Here is an 18,517-nt window from a genome sequence, read left to right as displayed (position 1 = left end):
TTCTGTTTGGTGGTGGTTGCGTGCGCGGCGGTTCTCGCGTGCGGGCAGGTGAGGCCTCCTGCCGGCGCGTCCCCCAGCATAGCCAGATCGAAAATCCGGAGCAAGACTGCAGGCTTAAAACGGCGCGAACCAGCACCGCGTCGAACTGCATCACGAACTGCATCAGTCTGCACACGATCGACACTCGCGAGGCCGCGCTGCCTCAACCTGCGCAGTTTGGCACACGATCTGCCTCCACAACCTGGCGCGCAATCAACGGCGCACACCCGCATGCCGACCGTGGATACCCTGGAATGAACTCGCCCTCCGCCTTCCTCGGGCATAATTTTCCCACGTCAAACACCGGGGGCACGCTCGTTCATGTGGCAAATCGATCAGGTGACGTTGCGCTTGTTCATCGCCGTTTGCGAGGAAGGCACGATTGCGCGCGCGGCTGAACGCGAGTTCATCGCGCCGTCCGCGGTCAGCAAACGGCTCACCGATCTCGAAGCGCTAGTCGACGTCGCGCTGCTCTCGCGCAGCCAGCGCGGTGTGCGCGCGACCGCTGCCGGCGAGGCGCTGCTCAGGCACGCGCGGCTCATCATGCGCGGCCACGAACGGTTGCAGGCGGAGCTCAGCGAATACGCGGCCGGCGCGCGGGGTCAGGTGCGGGTGCTGGCGAATGTGTCGTCGATGGTGGAGTTTCTGCCCGAGGCGCTCTCGGTGTTTTTGAAAGCCAATCCGCAGGTCCGTGTCGATGTCGAAGAGCGCGTCAGCGCCGAGATCGTGCGCGGTCTGGAAGAAGGGGTGGCCGATCTCGGCATTTGCCGCGACGTGGTGCCGATGGGCAGTCTCGAGGTGCTGCCGTATCGCTCCGACCATCTCGCGCTGATCGTGCCACGCGATCATCCGCTGGCAGGAGAGGCGGCGGTCGGCTTCGAGCAGACGCTGGCATTTGACCATCTCGGGCTTGCGACGAACGCTTCGGTGAACGCGCTGATGCAGCGCATTGCAGTGGAAAAAGGCAGCGAACTCAACTATCGAACCTACGTGTCGACCTTCGACGCCGCCTATCGTTTTATCCAGGCAGGCCTTGCTGTCGCGATCCTGCCGAGCGAGGCACTCCCCAGGCATGCCGCCGATGAATACGGCATCGTCGCGGTGCCATTGCGCGACGCGTGGGCAGGGCGGCGCTTCGTGATCTGCATCCGCGACCGCCATGCGCTGACGCTGACGGCGTCCCATCTGCTCGATCATCTGTTGCGATCGGTTTGATCTCTCGCGGCGGTTTGTCTTTGATGCGCAATTGAAACGCCGACTGAAAGCTTGCTCAACGGCCGTCCAGCACCTCCCACGGTCCCCCGACTATTTCCGACCGCTCTCACAACGTCCTTCGGTTTCCCTGTGAAAAGCCCTTAGGGGTTTCCCCTTTGCGGCGCGGCACGCCCGTCCCGCATGCATTTGCCGCCATCGCGGGCGGCGATGGAGTACGTCGTCAACGCAGACTTTGCCTCGTGGGCGCGGGCGGGCACGCTGTCGCTCAACTGCTTCATTCCCTGCACTCCACGCAAGATTCAAGACCGGGATTCAAGACCATGAGTGACACCCGAGAGCGCGTCGTCGTGACCGAAGTCGGCATGCGCGACGGCCTGCAAAGCATCGCGCGCACGATGCCCACCGACTTCAAACGGCGCTGGATCGACGCCGCGTATGCCGCCGGCGTGCGGCATATGGAAGTCGCTTCGTTCGTACCAGCCAAGCTACTGCCGCAAATGGCCGACGCCGACGAAGTGATCGCCCACGCACTCACCTATGACGATCTGATCGTGACGGCGTTGGTGCCGAACCTGAAGGGCGCGCAACGTGCGCTCGAGTCCGGCGTCCATCGGATCGTCGCACCGATTTCGGTGAGCACGGCGCATAGCCTTGCCAATGTTCGCAAGACGCCGGTCGAGATGATCGAGTCGTTTGCCGCGATGCGCGAACTGATCGACAGCGCGGCTGGCGCGAATGCGCGGTGCGTGGAATTGATCGCCGGATTGTCGACGGTGTTCGGCTGCACGCCACAAGGCGCTGTGCCTTACGCCGATATCGTCCAGCTCGTGCGCGCCGCGTTGCGGGCAGGCGCCGACGTCATCGCGCTCGGCGACACCACCGGTGAAGCGACGCCGCGCCAGGTCGGCGAAATCATCGAACGGGTGCGAGAGGTCGCGGGGAGCAAGCTGCGTTCACTGCATTTCCACGACACGCGCGGCCTCGGTCTCGCGAACACACTGATAGCGCTGCAGCACGGAATCCGCGAATTCGACGCGTCGCTGGCCGGCCTCGGCGGCTGTCCGCATGCGCCGGGTGCGACGGGCAACGTGAACACCGAAGACCTCGTGTTCATGCTCGACAGCATGGGTTACGACACTGGCATCGACCTCACCAGACTCATCGCGTCGCGCGACGTGCTCGCCGACGCGCTGCCTGGCGAACCACTGTACGGTTATTTGGCGCGAGCCGGTTTGCCGAAGCAGTTTATTGCCGCTGCTCAACGTTTTGAACCTTCTGAATCACGGGTGCTGTAATGACTCCAGTTTTTTCTCCGTCTGCTCCTTCGGCAACGGCTTCTTCTTCGGAGCAACACGGTGCGTTGCCGCTTGCCGGCATCCGCGTGGTCGAGTTGTCGCATATGGTGATGGGGCCGACCTGCGGGATGATTCTCGGCGACCTCGGCGCCGAAGTCATCAAGGTCGAGCCGCCGCGCGGCGACGGTACGCGCCGTTTGCTCGGCACCGGTGCGGGTTTTTTTCGCACCTTCAATCGCAACAAGAAGAGCGTCGCACTCGATCTCGATAGCGAAGCGGGACTGGCCGCGCTGCACAAGCTGGTCGATACCGCGGATGTATTCGTCGAGAACTTCAAGCCGGGCCGCATGGCGAGCCTGGGTCTCGATTATGCTTCGCTGCGCGAACGCAATCCCAGGCTGATCTACGTCTCGCACAAAGGCTTTCTGAACGGTCCGTACGAACACCGTCTCGCTTTGGACGAAGTCGTGCAGATGATGGCCGGCCTTGCCTACATGACCGGACCGGTAGGCCGTCCGTTGCGTGCGGGCAGTTCGGTCAACGACATCATGGGTGGCATGTTCGGCGCGATCGGCGTGCTTGCCGCATTGCACGAACGGCATACGAGCGGACGCGGCAAGGAAGTGCAAAGCGCGCTGTTCGAAAACTGCGTGCTGCTTTCCGCGCAACACATGCAGCAGTTCGCAGCGACCGGCGTGGCCGCTGCGCCGATGCCCGAGCGCATCAGCGCATGGGCCGTCTACGACGTGTTCAGGCTTGCCAACGACGAGCAGATGTTCATCGCCGCGACCGGCGACGGGCAGTGGCGCGCGCTATGTGCGATTCTCGGCCGCGCTGATCTGTTGGCCGATCCGCGCCTCGCGACTAACAACGACCGCGTGCTGGCGCGCGAGTGGTTGCTGAAGACGCTTGGCGAAACACTGAGTCACTTCGAAGGCGCTGCGCTCGTACCGCTGTTCGAACGCGACCACATTCCGTTCGCGTCGATCACGAAACCCGAAGACCTGTTCGACGATCCGCATCTGAACGAGAGCGGCGGCCTTGCGCGTTTGACCCTCGATGACGGCACCGAAACCGCAATGCCCTTGCTGCCGATTTCGATGGACGGCGCGCGTCTGCAACCGCGCCAGCCGATCGCGAAGATCGGTGAGCACACCGCAGACGTGTTGCGTGGGTTGGGTTACGACGAAGCGCAGATCGCGGCGTTGGGCGGTGGCGTGGCGCAGTCGTGCCAGGAAGTTGAGTAAGCGTGGCGATCGGTGGGACGGCGCGCAAAGCCGGATGAGTCTGGCGGCCGGCGAGGCGTCGAGTCCCGCAAATGAAGGGGTGTGGCGCTCTTGTCCGCAGGCGCTCGATGCGTCGAATGCAGTCAAGCAACTCTCATCCGGCGTCAGACCTGAATTCAGCAGCCATTTTGCATGGGATCGGAGTAGTCGCTATGGGACCAGAGTAGGCGCTAAAGCGCCGACTTTGGTCGACACGCTAACTCCGATTGACAGCTTTGCATGGGACCGGAGTAAGGGCTAAAGCGCCAACTTCGATCGACAGCTTTGCATGGGATCGGAGTAAGCGCTAAAGCGCTAACTCCGATCGACAAAAGGAGACAGACGATGAAATCGTCGAATCAGGCGGTGTATGCGACAGCGGTCGGCGATGCCGGCGCGCTGGGTGATTTGCCCTCAGGCGCCGGCGTATCGGCGGGAGGCCGCGCGGAAGAGATCGCGCTCGACGGCGCGCGTATTTCCGCGCGGCTCGACCGCTTGCCCGCGACGCGCTCGATCTGGCAACTGGTGATGCTGTTGAGCCTTGGCCTCTTCTTCGAACTGTACGACCTGATGTACTCCGGCTACATCGCGCCGGGCCTCGTGCGCAGCGGCATTCTCACCGCGACGACGCATGGCCTGTTCGGCACCAGCGGTGTGGCGAGTTTCATCGCGGCGTTATTCGCGGGCCTGTTTATTGGCACGGCGGCATGCGGTTTTCTCGCCGACCGCTTCGGTCGACGCGCGATCTTCACATGGTCGCTGCTGTGGTACACCGCGGCCAACGTCATCATGGCGTTCCAGGACTCGGCGCTCGGGCTCAATCTATGGCGCTTCATCGCGGGGATCGGTATCGGCGTGGAGATCGTGACGATCGGCACGTACATCTCCGAGCTCGTGCCGAAGCACGTGCGCGGCCGCGCGTCGGCGTTTTCGCAGGCGGTCGGTTTCTGCGCGGTGCCGATCGTCGCGTTTCTCTCGTACTTGCTGGTGCCGCACCGTTACTTCGGGCTCGACGGCTGGCGTCTGGTCGTGCTGACTGGCGTCATGGGCGCGATCGTGGTGTGGTGGATTCGTCTGCGCTTGCCGGAGAGCCTACGCTGGCTCGCACAGAAAGGCCGCATCGAGGAAGCCGATGCGGTGATGAAGCGGCTTGAAGCACGCGTCGAACGCGAATATGGACGGCCTTTGCCGGAGCCGGCGTTGCCCGAACCGGTGCGCGCGCGTGCGGCGTTTCGCGATCTGCTGGTGCCGCCGTATCGCAAACGCACGCTGATGCTGATCATTTTCCATGTGTTTCAGACGATGGGTTATTACGGCTTCGCGAACTGGATTCCAACGTTGTTGATCAAGCAGGGCATTACGGTTACGACGAGTTTGATGTACGCGAGCGTGATTGCGATTGCAGCGCCGCTTGGGCCGTTGTTGGGCATGCTGATTGCCGACCGCTTCGAGCGTAAGACGGTGATTATCTGCATGGCGGCGGTGAACGTGGTGTGCGGGCTGTTGTTCAGTCAGGCGCGGGAGACGGTGCTGCTGGTGAGCCTGGGTGTTTGCCTTGTGCTGGCGGGCAATATTATTTCGTATAGCTATCACGCTTATCAGGCGGAACTGTTTCCGACCAGTATCCGGGCGAGGGCCGTGGGGTTTGTTTATTCGTGGAGCCGGATTTCGGCGATGTTTTCCGCGTTTGTGATTGCGGGGTGTTTGAGCCGGTTCGGCGTGGACGGCGTGTTTGTGTTTATTTCGGGCGCGATGGTGGTCGTCATGCTGGCCATCGGCGCGCTTGGGCCGAAGACGCGGGATGTCGCGTTGGAGGATATCTCGAGGTAGAGGTTGGTGCCCGCCTGGTGGGGCGGGCTTGCTCGTTTAGTGCGTCTTTAGTGCTTCTTCTGGGTTGCCGATACGGTCGGCGCTACTCGGATCGGCGGCGCGCCCGACGGCGTGGTAGCCGGTTGAGGCTTCTTCGCCTGTTTCGGTTTCTTTACTTCGCGGTTACTGCGCATTTGACCTTTTGCCATGATGGACTCCCCAGTAGGCTTTTGTCGCTCCGCAACGGAGCAGCAGGGTAGTGTGCGCTGGAATTTGCCTTTTATGGGGGAGTTTTTGGTTTTTTTTGCTGTCAGGGTTGTTGTTGGCTGTACGCCTGGCGGGGTGCTTGATCTGGTTGCCTGCGCGGCGCTTGTTCGTCTGTGTTGGTGTTGGCCTTTCCTTGATTTGCTATCGGTCTATTAGCGTTGCCCCCGTGCGGGGCGGGCACTTACTTCTCTTTGCCGCCGCCGCAAAGAGAAGTAAGTCAGTATGACTCCCTGTGGATAGCGGCAAGGCTGGCCTTCGCGGGGAGTACAAGACGCGGGTTAGCATTGCTGCCAGAGCCGCAATGCATGGGCACGGAGCCCGTGCAAAGGCTGTTTCCGGCACGGAGGCCAGCATGGAAAACCATAGCACACTGTACGTTGGACTGGGTCCACAAGGATTCGATCACGGTTGCGCACGCGATTGGGCTGGGTGAGGTGGAGCAGGCGGGCAGGATCGGCACGACGCAGCGCGACATTGAACGGCTGGCCACACGGTTGAAGGCGAAGGCCTCGCATGTACATGTGGTCTACGAGGCAGGCCCTACTGGCTACGGGCTATACCGGCAGCTCGTGAACCAGGGCTTCGAGTGTATGGTCTGCGCGCCTTCGCTGATTCCACGCAAGCCCGGCGAGCGGGTGAAGACCGACCGGCGCGATGCGATCAAACTGGTGCGCTCGCTGCGCACGGGCGATTTGAGCGCGGTGCATGTGCCGGATGTCGAGGATGAGGCGTTTCGCGATCTGGCACGTGCCTGGTTAAGCGCGCGTGAGGATCTGGGGCAGGCGCGCCGGCGACTGAAATCGTTCCTGCTGGCGCACGATGTGCGTTACAGCGGGCGGGCCGACTGGAGCGTGGCGCACCGGCGGTGGATCAGCGCGTTCACCTTCGCGAGTGAATGGCAACAACTGGCCTTTAACGAACACCGGCGCGCCATTGAGGACCGGCTTGCCCAATGCGAACGGCTGGAGGGGGCATTGCGCGAGGCACTGCCGGGCTGGCGTTTCTATCCGGCGGTACTGGCGCTACAGGCCACGCGCGGCATCCAGTTCACGGCGGCCATTGGACTGATGTTTGAACTGGGGGACCTGTCGCGCTTCAATCATCCGCGGCAACTGATGGCCTGGCTGGGGGTGACACCGTCGGAGCATTCGTCGGGCGAGACACGCCGGCAAGGCAGCATCACCAAGACCGGTAATCGCTACGCGAGGAAACTGCTGATCGAATCGGCGTGGAGCTACCGGCATGCGGCGCGCGTGAGCCCGGAAATCCAGCGACGCCATGAGGGGTTGCCCAAGCCGATCGTCGATCGGGCGTGGGACGCCCAGGTGCGGCTGTGCCGGCGCTACCGCCGGCTGGTGAATCGCGGCAAGAGCGCACCCACGGCGATCGTGGCACTTGCCCGTGAGCTGGCTGGCTTTATCTGGGATATCGGGCGGATGGGCATGGCTGTCGCGGCGCGCTCAGCACCGCAGCGCTGAGCGCGCCGCGACAGCCATGGTGATATAGACGACAAATTGTAATGACAGCGTGTGTTCCCTCAGGGCGGCGCAGCCCGGTATGCGAGCAATCCGCGACTCTTGAGTGGCAACGGCTTCGGAGCGACTTGCGAAGTAAGTCAGCGGCAGGCTCATGTGACGGAACCTGTAATGCGGTAACCAACCCGCGGATATCAGATCCTGAAGCGAGGCCCTCGACAGGCTGACGCCTAAAATCAGCGTGCTGAGGTTTGCTCACAGGAGAACATCATGCGTACCGATCAGGCATACACGGGTGGTGGTGACGTACCGGTGCTGGCAGTGTCGCTGGAACTGGCGGCGGCCAAATGGAAAGTCGCGCTTCACGACGGCCGGCGCGAGAAGCCGGCCGTGCACACGGTCGCACAGCCGCAGGCCGCGGCGCGTTTGCAGGCGGTGCTGGACCTAATCGAGGCACTCAGGGAGAAGTGGTCGTTGCCGGCAGACGTACGGATAGTCGTCAGCTATGAGGCCGGGCAGGACGCGTTCTGGATCTGTCGCGCCCTGCAGTCCCGACACATTGAATGCTACGTTGTCGATCCGGCCAGTATTCCCGCCGAACGCCATCAGCGGCGCGCCAAGACGGACAGGATCGATGTCATCAAGCTCGTCATCAACCTGCGCGCGTGGCTGCGCGGCGAGCGCGACCGCATGCACGTGGTGCACGTGCCGTCACCTGAGGACGAGGCATCACGCCGGCTGATGCGCGAGCGCGGGCAACTGCAGAAGGAAGTCCTGCAGCACCGCGACCGGATGCGCAAGCTGCTGACCACGGTCGGCTGCTGGGACGCGGTCGACCACCGCACCTTCGCCGACCGGCTCGAGCGCGGCGAGGTACGCTGCCACGACGACGCGCCGTTACCGCGCGAGTTGCGTGAGCAGTTACTGCGCGAGTGCGAACGGCAGGCACTCGTCGAACAGCAACTTGCGGCGCTGGAGAAGACGCGACAGGCCAGCGTGCCGCCACTCGCGCGCCAGCGTTGTGATGCGCTGGCGCGCCAGAAAGGAATTGGTGAGGTAGGCGCTTCCCGTCTTGCCCTCGAGCTGTTCTGGGTGCGCCGGGAGACCGGCAAGGAGGAGGTGGTGCAAGTCCACTACGATGAAGGTGTAGCGAACCACATCGGCCCCGAGTCATGCGTGTCGTACCGCGAGGTGCAGCACGAAGCGTTGACAGGGGTACGCATAGGCCAGCTATTGAGCCACGATAGAGTTCTAGTCCCGGGTGCCGACGCTGTCCAGAAGGCGGAAGGCAACACGTCCGAGCGCGCCATCGCAAGTGTGCCTGGACGATCCGGCGTGGTCGTAGACCCTGGCATGTGCGCACGTTCCTTGCTCGGGAACCGGGAGATCTCCAGTCTGACCGTCGATGCTCACTCAGGTCGGCGGCCCGCATCGGGAAGGCGAGGAGCCGAAGCCGATGATGAACGGACGGGAGAAGTCAGACTCCGCCATATTAGCGATGAAACCTGCGAACAATGTCGGGAAACCGGCTGCGGAGTGGGTGGAGCGAAGGGCGGGGACCAAGGGGAACACGGGTCAGCCACACACGCGGCGGGCGCAGAACCGGGCAAGCGTGCCACAGGGGCTGGAACGTGTACGGCAAGCTGCAACGCAGCGGAAGAAGGAGCGGTTCATGTCGCTTCTGCACACGTCACGATCGACCGGCTTTGGGAGTCGTTCCTTGCGCTCAAACGCAATGCGGCTCCGGGAGTGGACGGCGTGACATGGAGGTACTACGAAGCAGGACTGGAAGAACACCTCCAGCGTCTGCACGCGCAAGTACAGAGCGCTTGGTACGAAGCGTGTCGATATCTTCGGCCGCGGCCATTACATACTTGCGAAGCAGATATCTCACGCCGAAGCGCGTAAGCTGCCCGCCATGGCTGTTGCGAAACAAGAAATCATCGTTTCCCTCGACAACATTACTGTGCGTCCTCGGTAAATCTCGCAGCAATCCGGCAGTACGCGCCCAGATCGGACAGAACCGTACCTTTCCTCCTTTGCCCTTCAGCCTGACTTGGCATGGCGACTGGAAACGTACATCGCAGCGCCGCAGATCGAGGATCTCCTGCACTCGAGCTCCAGTGTTGAACAGCACGGCGAATAGCGCGTAGTCGCGTTGGCCAGCTTCGGTGGAAAGGTCGATCTTGTCGAGGACCGCCTTAACCTCGAACGCTTCAAGGTATTCGACGGGCGCTTGCCTTGCTCCGCGCTTGAACGGTAGCGCCAATATCCGTTGCCATTCGACCATGTGCTCCGGATAGTGACCCGACAGGAATCGCGAGAACGTATGAAGTGCAGCCAGTCGAGCATTGCGGGTGCTTACGCTGTTGCTGCGCGATTCCTGGATGAACGTCAGGAATCGACTAAGGCTACGCTGAAGAAGCCACCGCTTTCGCCGACGGCTTGCAGCTAAATTTCGGAATGCGAGATCAGCGACGCGACTGGTTCGATTTCCTGGCCCCGCAGGGCCTTATAAGCGGGTCTCTCGACCCGCTTTGGCCGCTCATGGACGCACCTGTGCCATGAGTCGCTCGCGGCTCATGTAGATGTTGCTCAACGCCAGTGCGGTGAAGGCGCGCGTGGCGTTCTTCGCCAGGCCGCGATAGCGCACCTTGACGAAACCCCACAGCCGCTTGACCACCGCGAAGACGTGCTCGACCCGGGCGCGTATCCGGGACTTGCTACGGTTCTTCGTGCGCCTGGTCTGGTCGACTTCGCCACTGCGGTTGCGCACACGCTGGTTGGTAAAGTCCTTCGCTTTCGGCGCCTTGCTGGCGATGAGTTCCTTCTGGCTCGCATAGGCGCTGTCACCGTACACACGCCGCTCGGCGCCATGCAGCAAAGCCGGCAGCGGATGCTTGTCATGCACGTTCGCAGCGGTCACTACCGCGGTGTGTGCCAGTCCCGTCTGGCTATCCACACCGATGTGCAGCTTCATCCCGAAGTACCACTGCTGGCCCTTCCTCGTCTGATGCATTTCGGGGTCTCGTGCCTTGTCCGCGTTCTTCGTGGAACTGGGTGCACCGATGATGGTGGCGTCCACAATGGTGCCGGTGCCAACCTTCAGGCCACGCCCTTGCAGTACCTCGCCGACCTTGGCAAACAACTGCTCGCCGAGCTTGTTGCGCTCCAGCAGTCTGCGGAACCTCAACAGCGTCGTGCCATCAGGCACGCGCTCGCGCCCCAGGTCAATCCCGACGAATCGCCGCAATGCGGTGCTGTCCAGCAGCGCTTCCTCGCAGGCTTCATCCGCCAGGTTGAACCAGTGCTGCACAAAGTGCATCCGCAGCATGCGCTCCAGACCAACTGGCGGTCGTCCGCCTTGCCCCTTCGGATAGTACGGCTCGACAACCTCACACAACTGCGTCCACGGCACGATCTGCTCCATCGTCTCAAGGAACACATCACGTTTGGTTGGCCGACGGTACTGTTCAAATCCGGCGCCTTGATCGGCCGCCATCGCAAGGGTCTGTTGTTTCATCCGCATTTAACGATTCACCGCCCAACGGCGTTGACCTTTTTCAGCGTAGCCATAAGGTTATGTGAAGGGAAGATGCTCACGGGCTGGACCAGCGTGACCGAAGCCGCGCAGCTTCACATTACGAAGCACTACACATTAGCCAAGGCGGTTCGGGAAAATCGATGGGGCAAGGCGAAAGTCTTGCAACGTTTATTGACCCGCTCGCATAACGGCAAGATGCTGGCCGTGAAGCGGGTGACGGAAAATCGCGATAAGAGAACGCCGGGGGTGGACGGCGGGATCTGGTCATCTCCGGCGGCCAGATGGAACGGAATGTTGTCGTTGCGTCATCGAGGCTACCGCACGATGCCGCTGCGGCGTGTCTACATTCCCAAGAGTAACGGGGAAAAAAACCTCCGTTAGGAATCCCATGCATGAGATGTCGGGCGATGCAGGCTCTGTGGAAGCTCGCACTGGAACCGATCGCGGAGACCCTGGCGGATGTCAACTCCTACGGCTTTCGGCCCGAACGTTCGCCGCCGACGCCATCGAACAGTGCTTCAACGCTCTGGCGAGGCGAACCTCGCCGGAGTGGATTCTGGAGGGTGATATCCGAGGCTGTTTGGATCGTGCATCACAATGCCCTTTGGTTTATGAAGAGTGTTCGAAGAGGTGAGTCTGGTCGCTGACAGCCTTGATACGTAAGCCTTTGCGCCGCCCGCTGCAAACGAGGACAGCGTCGAGCTCGGCGCGCTTTACACGCTGCAACACGGTTTGACGGGTGACACCGAGCAACCGGGTGGCATCCTGCATCACGACGTAACCTTCCGGGCTGTGTTCAACGAAGCGGTTTCGTAACGCATCGGTGATGCGAATACGCCAGGGCGCGCCAGGCGTCGTTTGCTCTCCGGCGATGAAGCCGTCGTTGACCCAGCGATGTAGCGTGGACGGCGCTGTTCCCAGTGCGCGGGCGGCCTGGCGAATGCTGCCCGGCGGCTTCCACCGCATCCGCCACTATGGGCTGCTGGCCAATCCCGTGCGCCGGGAGAATCTCGCGAAGGTGCGTGGGCTGTTACACGTCGTGCCCGCAGCCAGCACGCAACCCGACGACACCGGTCCCGCTATGCGTCCCGCCTTCATCTGTCTCCACTGCGGCGCGCCGATGATCGTCATCGAGATCCTCCAACGCAGCGCACCGATCCGCGCACCACCCGCACAGCGAGCCGCAGCATGAGCACAGGTGTTTGGAGACGGTCAAGGCGACCGTCGGCTCTCCGGTAACGGGACCCGATAGCGGACGCTTGCGTCCCTCACACGGACCACGCGGCTGTGCGCCCGGCCTCCCGTCAGAAACGCGGGCCGAACAGCCTCGCCAACGTGCATCCCGTCGACATCAACCCGCTTTGCCCCAGCGCTGGGTCAGTCCAACACCGCGCCCGACCCCTTCAATCCCAATAGCGCTAACGATTCCGGCCGCGCCGGAACACTCCGCGGTTTCCTCCATCGGGGTTTGTACGACGCCTACCCGCATGCGCCCGTGGCTCGCGCTCATGTCCGTGGTCGAGGGCAGGCATCCTACAAATCTAAACACACTGAGACCTTCGTCAGTGGACCACGTTCGGGGCGACTCCTTCCTGAAGTCGCTCATAAAGCCTTCGCTTCAGCCTCGCATCCTGCTGACGCCGGTCTCGCCCCAGTCACCCGACGCTCAGGCTCGTCCGTCCGAGGCGAAACCCCGCCAGGCGAGGCAAAAAGGTTCTCAAGAGAGCGTTCTTCCTCTCGGCCTTTGCTGCCCTGCGATATCCGATATCGAGGATTTATCACGCTCGCAACGTCCAGCAGGACAGGCGCCATAAAAGGCCCTCATCGCATTGGCCAGACGACGCTGCGACGCTCTACTCGCCATGCTGCGAGCTCTACCGCCTACTACATGCCGCATAACGCGCGGCCGACCGCGAAACAAGTCGCACCAATCAGGTTGACAACACCCGCGACGCAGAGCGGCCGCCGGGATTATGGTTCTTCAGTCCAGTTTGGTCCGATGGCGCACAGATCGCACCATCGCAAACCAATAAATTTTATGAATCAGGCAGCGTTGTATCCAACGATTGAACTACTGTAAATAAATAACCACTAGTGTCCGGTTTATTTTAGGGGGACTGGCCGCACAGCCAGTCCCAGATTGGGTTTCGAAGGATTCAAGGGTGTCCACGATTTGAGTTTCCAGATTTGCGATGCTCCCGGATTTGACCGATCTGGGGTAACGCATGAACGTGGGCAAGACGCTGTTTGCACAAGTCATGGAGTACGTTCCGTGGAAGACGTTTGGGCGCATCGTCAATCGATATCGCGGCGATGCGGGCGTGCGTACGCTGGGCTGCGCCGACCTGTTTCGAGTGATGGCCTTTGCCCAGTTGACGTGGCGCGAATCCTTGCGCGATATCGAGGTGTGCCTGACGGTCAATCAGACCAAGCTCTTTCACATGGGCCTGAAGAACATTCCCGCCCGCCCGACGCTGTCGGATGCCTTGAATCTGCGGGACTGGCGCATCTATCACGAACTGGCGATGCGGTTGATTGCATGCGCTCGAACGCTTTATACCGAAGAGCCCCACGGAATCGAACTCGATGCGACGGTCTACGCGCTCGATGCGACCACCATCGATCTGTGTCTGAGCCTGTTCGACTGGGCACCATTCCGTTCGACCAAAGCCGCCGTGAAGATGCACACGTTGCTCGACCTGCGCGGCGCGATTCCGGCGTTCATCTACATCAGCGACGGCAAGATGCACGAGGTCAAGGTCCTGGATTTCATGCCGGTCGAGGCGGGTGCCCTTACGTGATGGACCGCGGCTATCTCGATTTCGCCCGACTGTACAACCTGCATCAGGCCGGGGCTTTTTTCATCACGCGTGCCAAGCGCGGGATGAACGCAAGACGCGTGTACTCGAGCCAGACCGACCGGACCACCGGCGTGGTCTGCGACCAGAAGATCGCACTGAATGGCTTCTACGTGTCGAAGGACTATCCCATTCATCTGCGCCGGATTCGTTACAAGGACCCCGACTCGGGCAAGACGCTGGTCTTTCTGACCAACAACATGACCTTGCCGCCGCTGATCATTGCGGCCCTCTAGAAGCGCCGCTGGCAGGTGGAACTGTTCTTCAAATGGATCAAGCAGCATCTGCGTATCAAGCGTTTTCTGGGCACCAGCGAGAACGCGGTGAAGACGCAAATCTGGTCGGCCGTGTCGACCTACACGCTCATCGCCATCGTCAGGAAGGAGCTTCATCTCGATGCCTCGCTCTACACATCGCTACAAATCCTGTCGGTCTCGGTTTTCGAGAAAACCCCTATATTGCAGGCCTTTTCTGAAACTCTCCAGAAGCCCGAACCACATGAAAGCTGCAACCAATTGAATCTATTCGATTTTTAACCGGACACTAGTGATAAATAACACGTCATGAACAGCTCCATTTTGCGACGCACGCAAGGGGCGTGCGACCGCAGAGTGCCGCTTGCACGCTACGAAGGAATCTGATAATGAGAGATCTGGAACGTCACGGCTCCGCCGCGCGCGTTATGTTTGTGCCGACCGAACAATGCATCGCAGCATCCCGGATGAGTGCGTTCACCGCGGCGCTCGAAGCACACACCGGCCTCTTGCTGGCCGACTACGCGAAGCTGCACGCGTTCTCGGTACGCGAGTATCGGACCTTCTGGCGATTTTTTCTCGGCTGGTGTGAAGACATCGATCGCGGCGGGGATATCGAGCCGGTCTGCGTCGGCGACGACTGCGAGCACGCCACCTTCTTCCCGCGCGTCGAGCTCAACTATGCGGACAATCTGCTCAGTCTGAGGGTAGCCAGCGCCGATGCGCCGGCGCTGTGCGAATGTCACGCCGACGGGCTACGGGTGCGAATCACGCGCGGCGAACTGCGCGAACGCGTCGCGCGTCTTGCCAGTGCACTCGAACGCCTGGGCGTGCGCAGCGGCGATCGGGTCGCCGCAGTGATGCATAACGACGCGCAGGCGGTGGTTGCCGCGCTAGCAGTCGCAGCGATCGGCGCCACGCTGTCGAGCGCATCGCCGGAGATGGGCGCCGACGCGCTGCTCGACCGCTTCGCGCCGCTCTCGCCACGCCTGCTGTTCGCACACACCGCAAGCCGGGGCTTCAGTACCGGCGGCACGCCGGCGGCAAACGTCGCGCAGCTGGCGGCCGCATTGCCTTCGCTTGAAGGGATCGTCCTGCTCGAAGACGGGCCGTTGCCGAGCAACGTCACCCTGCCGGTTCATTCGCTCGGCGCGCTGATCGCCGAAGCCGACGCGACGGCTTTCGTCTGGCGCCGCTTCCCGTTCAACCAGCCGCTCTTCATCATGTTTTCGTCAGGTACAACCGGCAAGCCGAAATGCATCGTGCACGGCGCCGGCGGCACGCTGCTCGAACACCTGAAGGAACACCGCTTGCATACCGACCTGCACTCGGGCGACAAGCTCTACTTCCACACCAGTTGCGCGTGGATGATGTGGAACTGGCAGTTGTCGGCGCTCGCGTCCGGGGTCGAAATCGTCACGTATGACGGCCCGCTCACGTCCGTCGATACGCTGTGGCAGCTGGTCGCCGACGAGCGGGTGAGCATGTTCGGCACCAGCCCAGCCTACCTGAAGATGTGCGAGCAGGCGGGCCTCGAGCCCGCACGCCAATTCGACCTGTCGGCGTTGCGCGCGATCATGTCGACCGGCGCGGTGCTGTACGACAGGCAGTACCACTGGGTGCGCGAGCATGTTGGCAACCTGCCGCTGCAGTCGATCTCCGGCGGGACCGATATCCTCGGCTGCTTCGTACTCGGCGATCCCAATCTTCCGGTGTATGCCGGCCAGGCGCAATGCAAGAGCCTGGCGCTCGACGTTCAGGCATGGGAGAACGGCGCGCCCGCTCACGGCGTCGGCCAACTGGTCTGCGCGAATCCCTTCCCGTCGCGGCCGCTCGGCTTTTTCGGGGATGCGGACGGCGTCCGCTTCCATGAAGCCTACTTCACGGCGAATCCAGGCGTCTGGACACATGGCGACCTAGTCGAGTTCTCGAGCCGAGCTTCAGCGCGCATGCACGGCCGCTGCGACGGCGTGCTCAACGTGAGCGGCGTCAACGTTGGTCCTGCGGAAATCTACCGTGTACTGAGCGACATCCCCGCTATCCGCGACGCGATGGTCGTCGATCGGCGTGCTTCGCCCACTTCAGCTTCCGGACAGGGCGCTGCGGTGGCCGCGGGCGCGGCGGTGCGTTCGCGCGAGCGCTGCATTGTTCTGCTTGTTGTGCTGCAGGACGGCGTCGCGCTCACTGGCGCGCTGCAGTCGCAGGTGCGCCGCGACCTCGCGCGCCGCGCGTCGCCAGCGCATGTGCCCGACGTAATCCTCGCAGTCGATGCATTGCCGGTCACGCACAGCGGCAAGCCGTCCGAAGCCGCCGCGCGCGATGCGATCAACGGGCTGCCGGTTGCCAACGAAGCGGCGTTGCGCAACCCAGCATGCCTCGACGTGATCCGCCAGCATCCAGCGCTGAACCTCGCGGTGCGCACGCTGCCGCCGCCCGGCACCACCCGCGAGACGCTTGGGCTTTATCTGCAGGCGCTATGGGAGAGCCTGTTCAGCTTCAGCCCGATCGCCTGCGACGACAATTTCTTCGATCTGGGCGGCGATTCGCTGCTCGCCGCCGAGCTGGCGACGCATGTGCATCAGGCAACCGGCCGCACGATTTCGCTCGCCACGCTGCTGGTCGCGCCGACCGTCGCCCAGCTTGCCAGCGTAATCGTGGACGATGCGCCCGACGCGCTGTCAGAATCTCTGGTGCTGATGCGCGCTGGCATTGGTACTGCGCTGTTCTTCGCGCACAGCATCACCGGATCGGTTATGGAATGCCGTGCGCTGATCGGTGCGTTGCAGAGCCCGCGGCCGGTCTACGGGCTCATCGCGGGTCGTCTCGAAGGCAATGAGGCTCCGCAAAAGGCCGTCGCCGAGATGGCGCGCGGCTACGTCGAGCAGATACGCGTCGTGCAGAAACACGGGCCGTACGCGCTGTCCGGCTACTCGTTCGGCGGGCTGATCGCGATGGAGATCGCGCAGCAACTGCATCGCGCGGGCGAGGAGATTGAGCTGCTGTGCATGCTCGACACTTACGTGGACGAACATTGTCTGCCGTGGGGTGCGTGGCTGCGTCATCAGGTTGGCTACGTCGCGCGGCAATGGCAGGCGCTGCGTGAGATGCCGGCGGCGCAGCGCGGCCGATTCGTGCGCGGCAAGTTCGCCAGGGCGCTAGATCGCGTGCGATTGCGGCTCGGCCGCACCGCGCACAAGCCCGCGCCTGAGGCAGTCGGGCTGCCGCCCATGCTGCTGCGCGTGCGCGAGATCATGCGGGTCGCGATGACGCGATACCGGCCGCGGCGATATAGCGCCGGCCCGATCCTGTATGTGGATGCGCTGATTCCGCAGGCGGACCGCGCCGATCCGATGCCACTGTGGCGACGTGTTGCGCGCGCCGGGCTGGAGGTCGTCGCTGTGGAGGGCGGCCACAACGACATAATCGTCGAGCCGTATATGCTGGCGGTCGTGCGGACGCTCGACGACGCATTGCGCGGCTGCGCGCCGCTGTCCCAACCGTCATCGCGCCCGCCGCAGACGGGTCCGTCGATGGACGGCGAATGCGCGATCTGAGAAGACGCGGCGCAGCGGCACGTCGTGACAGACCGGTGGACGGCAGCATCGAAACCGCGTTTGTGCCCATCCAAAGTCGGGTTCGCCTTACCATCCCCTGGCTTGGATCACCAGCGCCGCCTCCCGAATCGCCATAGCAGTCACGACGCCGGTGTATCAGCGCATCCCGCGGGTTCCTCCCTTGCCGGCAACTGCGTGAGCTGAAGCAGGACTGTCAGGTCATCGCGCCGTCACTGATTCCGAAGAAGCCGGGCGAGCGCGTGAAGACCGACCGGCGCGATGCCCTAAGCCTGGCGCGCCTGCATCGCGCCGGCGAGTTGAGCCCCGTGTGGATTCCGGATGAGGCCCAGGAGGCACTGCGCGATCTAACCCGTGCGCGTGAGGACATGAAGCATCTGCAGCGCCAGGCCAAGCAACGGCTGTTGTCGTTCCTGTCGCGCCATGGTCATCGCTACAACGGCCGCTCCAGGTGGACGCAAGCGCACTGGCGCTGGCTGGAAGGCATCAAGTTCGCCCGGCCTGAGCAACAGATCGTGCTGCAGGAATATATCGACACGGTGCAGGCCTGTAGCCAGCGCGTGGCCAGCCTCGACCGCGAAGTCGAGACAGCCGCGCACGCCAGCCCGGTTTGGCCGGTAATCGAGGCGTTGATGGCGCTGCGCGGCATCAGTCTGCTCGCGGCTGTGACGGTGGTCGCGGAACTCGGTGATCTCGCACGGTTTGCCAACGCGCCCCAACTGATGGCGTATCTGGGCCTGGTGCCCAGCGAACACTGATATGCGCGGGTTGGTTACCGCATGGCAAACGAAGCGTCGGGGAGCTGCCTCAATCTAGTTTCGAGGGTTGTGCTGTTTCCAGTTGCCTCCTAGTGTTACCACGAGGGTTCTCCCACCGTTGCCTGGTCCTGGCCCAAACATCCTGTTGCATGCTCGATCCTCTCAT

Annotated in this window: 11 protein-coding genes and 6 pseudogenes; 12 read left to right on the top strand and 5 right to left on the bottom strand. The window is 62.6% G+C overall.

Annotated features, from left to right (window positions below; translation table 11 throughout):
• Window positions 1–360: 360 nt before the first annotated feature.
• Window positions 361–1,254 carry a LysR family transcriptional regulator gene (locus P0D84_RS17005; RefSeq protein ID WP_408338191.1) on the top strand — a complete coding sequence of 298 codons (894 nt, stop codon included), beginning with the start codon at window positions 361–363 and terminating at the stop codon, window positions 1,252–1,254.
• A 140-nt stretch (window positions 1,255–1,394) separates the two neighbouring features.
• Here P0D84_RS17005 and P0D84_RS17000 read toward each other — a convergent pair whose 3' ends face one another.
• Complete coding sequence (locus tag P0D84_RS17000) at window positions 1,395–1,532, bottom strand: hypothetical protein (RefSeq protein WP_408338189.1); 138 nt, start codon at window positions 1,530–1,532, stop codon at window positions 1,395–1,397.
• A gap of 42 nt (window positions 1,533–1,574) precedes the next feature.
• Between P0D84_RS17000 and P0D84_RS16995 the strand changes: the two genes are divergently transcribed.
• The 3 genes from P0D84_RS16995 (at window position 1,575) to P0D84_RS16985 (ending at window position 5,644) form a co-directional block, all read left to right on the top strand.
• Complete coding sequence (locus P0D84_RS16995) at window positions 1,575–2,549, top strand: hydroxymethylglutaryl-CoA lyase (RefSeq protein WP_408338187.1); 975 nt, start codon at window positions 1,575–1,577, stop codon at window positions 2,547–2,549.
• A complete protein-coding gene (locus P0D84_RS16990) occupies window positions 2,549–3,796 on the top strand; it encodes a CaiB/BaiF CoA transferase family protein (protein WP_408338185.1) in 1,248 nt (415 codons plus the stop codon). Before P0D84_RS16995 ends, P0D84_RS16990 begins: the two co-directional genes overlap by 1 nt.
• A 363-nt stretch (window positions 3,797–4,159) precedes the next feature.
• The gene (locus tag P0D84_RS16985; RefSeq protein WP_408338183.1) at window positions 4,160–5,644 is read left to right on the top strand and encodes an MFS transporter; all 1,485 of its coding nucleotides are present in this window, start codon (window positions 4,160–4,162) and stop codon (window positions 5,642–5,644) included.
• A gap of 47 nt (window positions 5,645–5,691) precedes the next feature.
• Here P0D84_RS16985 and P0D84_RS16980 read toward each other — a convergent pair whose 3' ends face one another.
• The gene (locus tag P0D84_RS16980; protein WP_179736412.1) at window positions 5,692–5,832 is read right to left on the bottom strand and encodes a hypothetical protein; all 141 of its coding nucleotides are present in this window, start codon (window positions 5,830–5,832) and stop codon (window positions 5,692–5,694) included.
• 410 nt (window positions 5,833–6,242) lie between these two features.
• Between P0D84_RS16980 and P0D84_RS16975 the strand changes: the two are divergent.
• Both P0D84_RS16975 and P0D84_RS16970 read left to right on the top strand, forming a co-directional pair.
• Window positions 6,243–7,368 (top strand): annotated as a pseudogene (locus tag P0D84_RS16975) (IS110 family RNA-guided transposase).
• 267 nt (window positions 7,369–7,635) lie between these two features.
• A pseudogene (locus P0D84_RS16970) lies at window positions 7,636–8,511 on the top strand (IS110 family transposase); the annotation flags it as partial.
• Window positions 8,512–9,091: 580 nt separating this feature from the next.
• Here the strand turns inward: P0D84_RS16970 and P0D84_RS16965 are convergent.
• Both P0D84_RS16965 and P0D84_RS16960 read right to left on the bottom strand, forming a co-directional pair.
• Entirely contained in the window at window positions 9,092–9,655 is a 564-nt protein-coding gene (locus tag P0D84_RS16965) for a tyrosine-type recombinase/integrase (RefSeq protein WP_408338180.1), read from the bottom strand.
• 255 nt (window positions 9,656–9,910) lie between these two features.
• Window positions 9,911–10,888 carry an IS5 family transposase gene (locus P0D84_RS16960; protein WP_408338178.1) on the bottom strand — a complete coding sequence of 326 codons (978 nt, stop codon included), beginning with the start codon at window positions 10,886–10,888 and terminating at the stop codon, window positions 9,911–9,913.
• Window positions 10,889–10,960: 72 nt separating this feature from the next.
• On the opposite strand from P0D84_RS16960, the gene P0D84_RS16955 reads away from it, so the two are divergent.
• Window positions 10,961–11,290, top strand: coding sequence for a reverse transcriptase N-terminal domain-containing protein (locus tag P0D84_RS16955; RefSeq protein ID WP_408338176.1), 330 nt, complete (start codon window positions 10,961–10,963; stop codon window positions 11,288–11,290).
• Between the two features lie 228 nt (window positions 11,291–11,518).
• On the opposite strand, the gene P0D84_RS16950 is transcribed toward P0D84_RS16955, so the two are convergent.
• Complete coding sequence (locus P0D84_RS16950; RefSeq protein WP_408338174.1) at window positions 11,519–11,875, bottom strand: MerR family transcriptional regulator; 357 nt, start codon at window positions 11,873–11,875, stop codon at window positions 11,519–11,521.
• Between P0D84_RS16950 and P0D84_RS49065 the strand changes: the two are divergent.
• The 5 genes and pseudogenes from P0D84_RS49065 to P0D84_RS16930 form a co-directional block, all read left to right on the top strand.
• Window positions 11,850–12,101 (top strand): annotated as a pseudogene (locus P0D84_RS49065) (IS91 family transposase); the annotation flags it as partial. The gene P0D84_RS16950 and the pseudogene P0D84_RS49065 overlap by 26 nt on opposite strands.
• 384 nt (window positions 12,102–12,485) lie before the next feature.
• Window positions 12,486–12,849, top strand: a pseudogene (locus P0D84_RS16945) (transposase); the annotation flags it as partial.
• A 285-nt stretch (window positions 12,850–13,134) separates the two neighbouring features.
• Window positions 13,135–14,303: pseudogene (locus tag P0D84_RS16940) on the top strand (IS4 family transposase).
• Window positions 14,304–14,410: 107 nt separating this feature from the next.
• The gene (locus tag P0D84_RS16935; RefSeq protein WP_408338172.1) at window positions 14,411–17,575 is read left to right on the top strand and encodes an acetoacetate--CoA ligase; all 3,165 of its coding nucleotides are present in this window, start codon (window positions 14,411–14,413) and stop codon (window positions 17,573–17,575) included.
• A 170-nt stretch (window positions 17,576–17,745) separates the two neighbouring features.
• A pseudogene (locus tag P0D84_RS16930) lies at window positions 17,746–18,348 on the top strand (IS110 family RNA-guided transposase); the annotation flags it as partial.
• Window positions 18,349–18,517 lie beyond the last annotated feature (169 nt).

Origin of the sequence: Paraburkholderia sp. RL17-337-BIB-A, from assembly GCF_046025895.1 — a bacterium.
Lineage (GTDB): Bacteria > Pseudomonadota > Gammaproteobacteria > Burkholderiales > Burkholderiaceae > Paraburkholderia > Paraburkholderia fungorum_C.
Note: the sequence above shows the minus strand (reverse complement) of the source record. Positions and strands in the feature narration are given on the sequence as shown.

What these genes read in the sequence shown, in the direction of transcription:
- P0D84_RS16985 (WP_408338183.1), top strand. Translation starts at nt 4,160, where the DNA reads ATGAAATCGTCGAATCAGGCGGTGTATGCGACAGCGGTCGGCGATGCC.
- P0D84_RS17000 (WP_408338189.1), bottom strand. Translation starts at nt 1,532, where the DNA reads ATGAAGCAGTTGAGCGACAGCGTGCCCGCCCGCGCCCACGAGGCAAAG.
- P0D84_RS16990 (WP_408338185.1), top strand. Translation starts at nt 2,549, where the DNA reads ATGACTCCAGTTTTTTCTCCGTCTGCTCCTTCGGCAACGGCTTCTTCT.
- P0D84_RS16965 (WP_408338180.1), bottom strand. Translation starts at nt 9,655, where the DNA reads ATGGTCGAATGGCAACGGATATTGGCGCTACCGTTCAAGCGCGGAGCA.
- P0D84_RS16960 (WP_408338178.1), bottom strand. Translation starts at nt 10,888, where the DNA reads ATGAAACAACAGACCCTTGCGATGGCGGCCGATCAAGGCGCCGGATTT.
- P0D84_RS16995 (WP_408338187.1), top strand. Translation starts at nt 1,575, where the DNA reads ATGAGTGACACCCGAGAGCGCGTCGTCGTGACCGAAGTCGGCATGCGC.
- P0D84_RS16980 (WP_179736412.1), bottom strand. Translation starts at nt 5,832, where the DNA reads ATGGCAAAAGGTCAAATGCGCAGTAACCGCGAAGTAAAGAAACCGAAA.
- P0D84_RS17005 (WP_408338191.1), top strand. Translation starts at nt 361, where the DNA reads ATGTGGCAAATCGATCAGGTGACGTTGCGCTTGTTCATCGCCGTTTGC.
- P0D84_RS16935 (WP_408338172.1), top strand. Translation starts at nt 14,411, where the DNA reads ATGAGAGATCTGGAACGTCACGGCTCCGCCGCGCGCGTTATGTTTGTG.
- P0D84_RS16955 (WP_408338176.1), top strand. Translation starts at nt 10,961, where the DNA reads ATGCTCACGGGCTGGACCAGCGTGACCGAAGCCGCGCAGCTTCACATT.
- P0D84_RS16950 (WP_408338174.1), bottom strand. Translation starts at nt 11,875, where the DNA reads ATGCGGTGGAAGCCGCCGGGCAGCATTCGCCAGGCCGCCCGCGCACTG.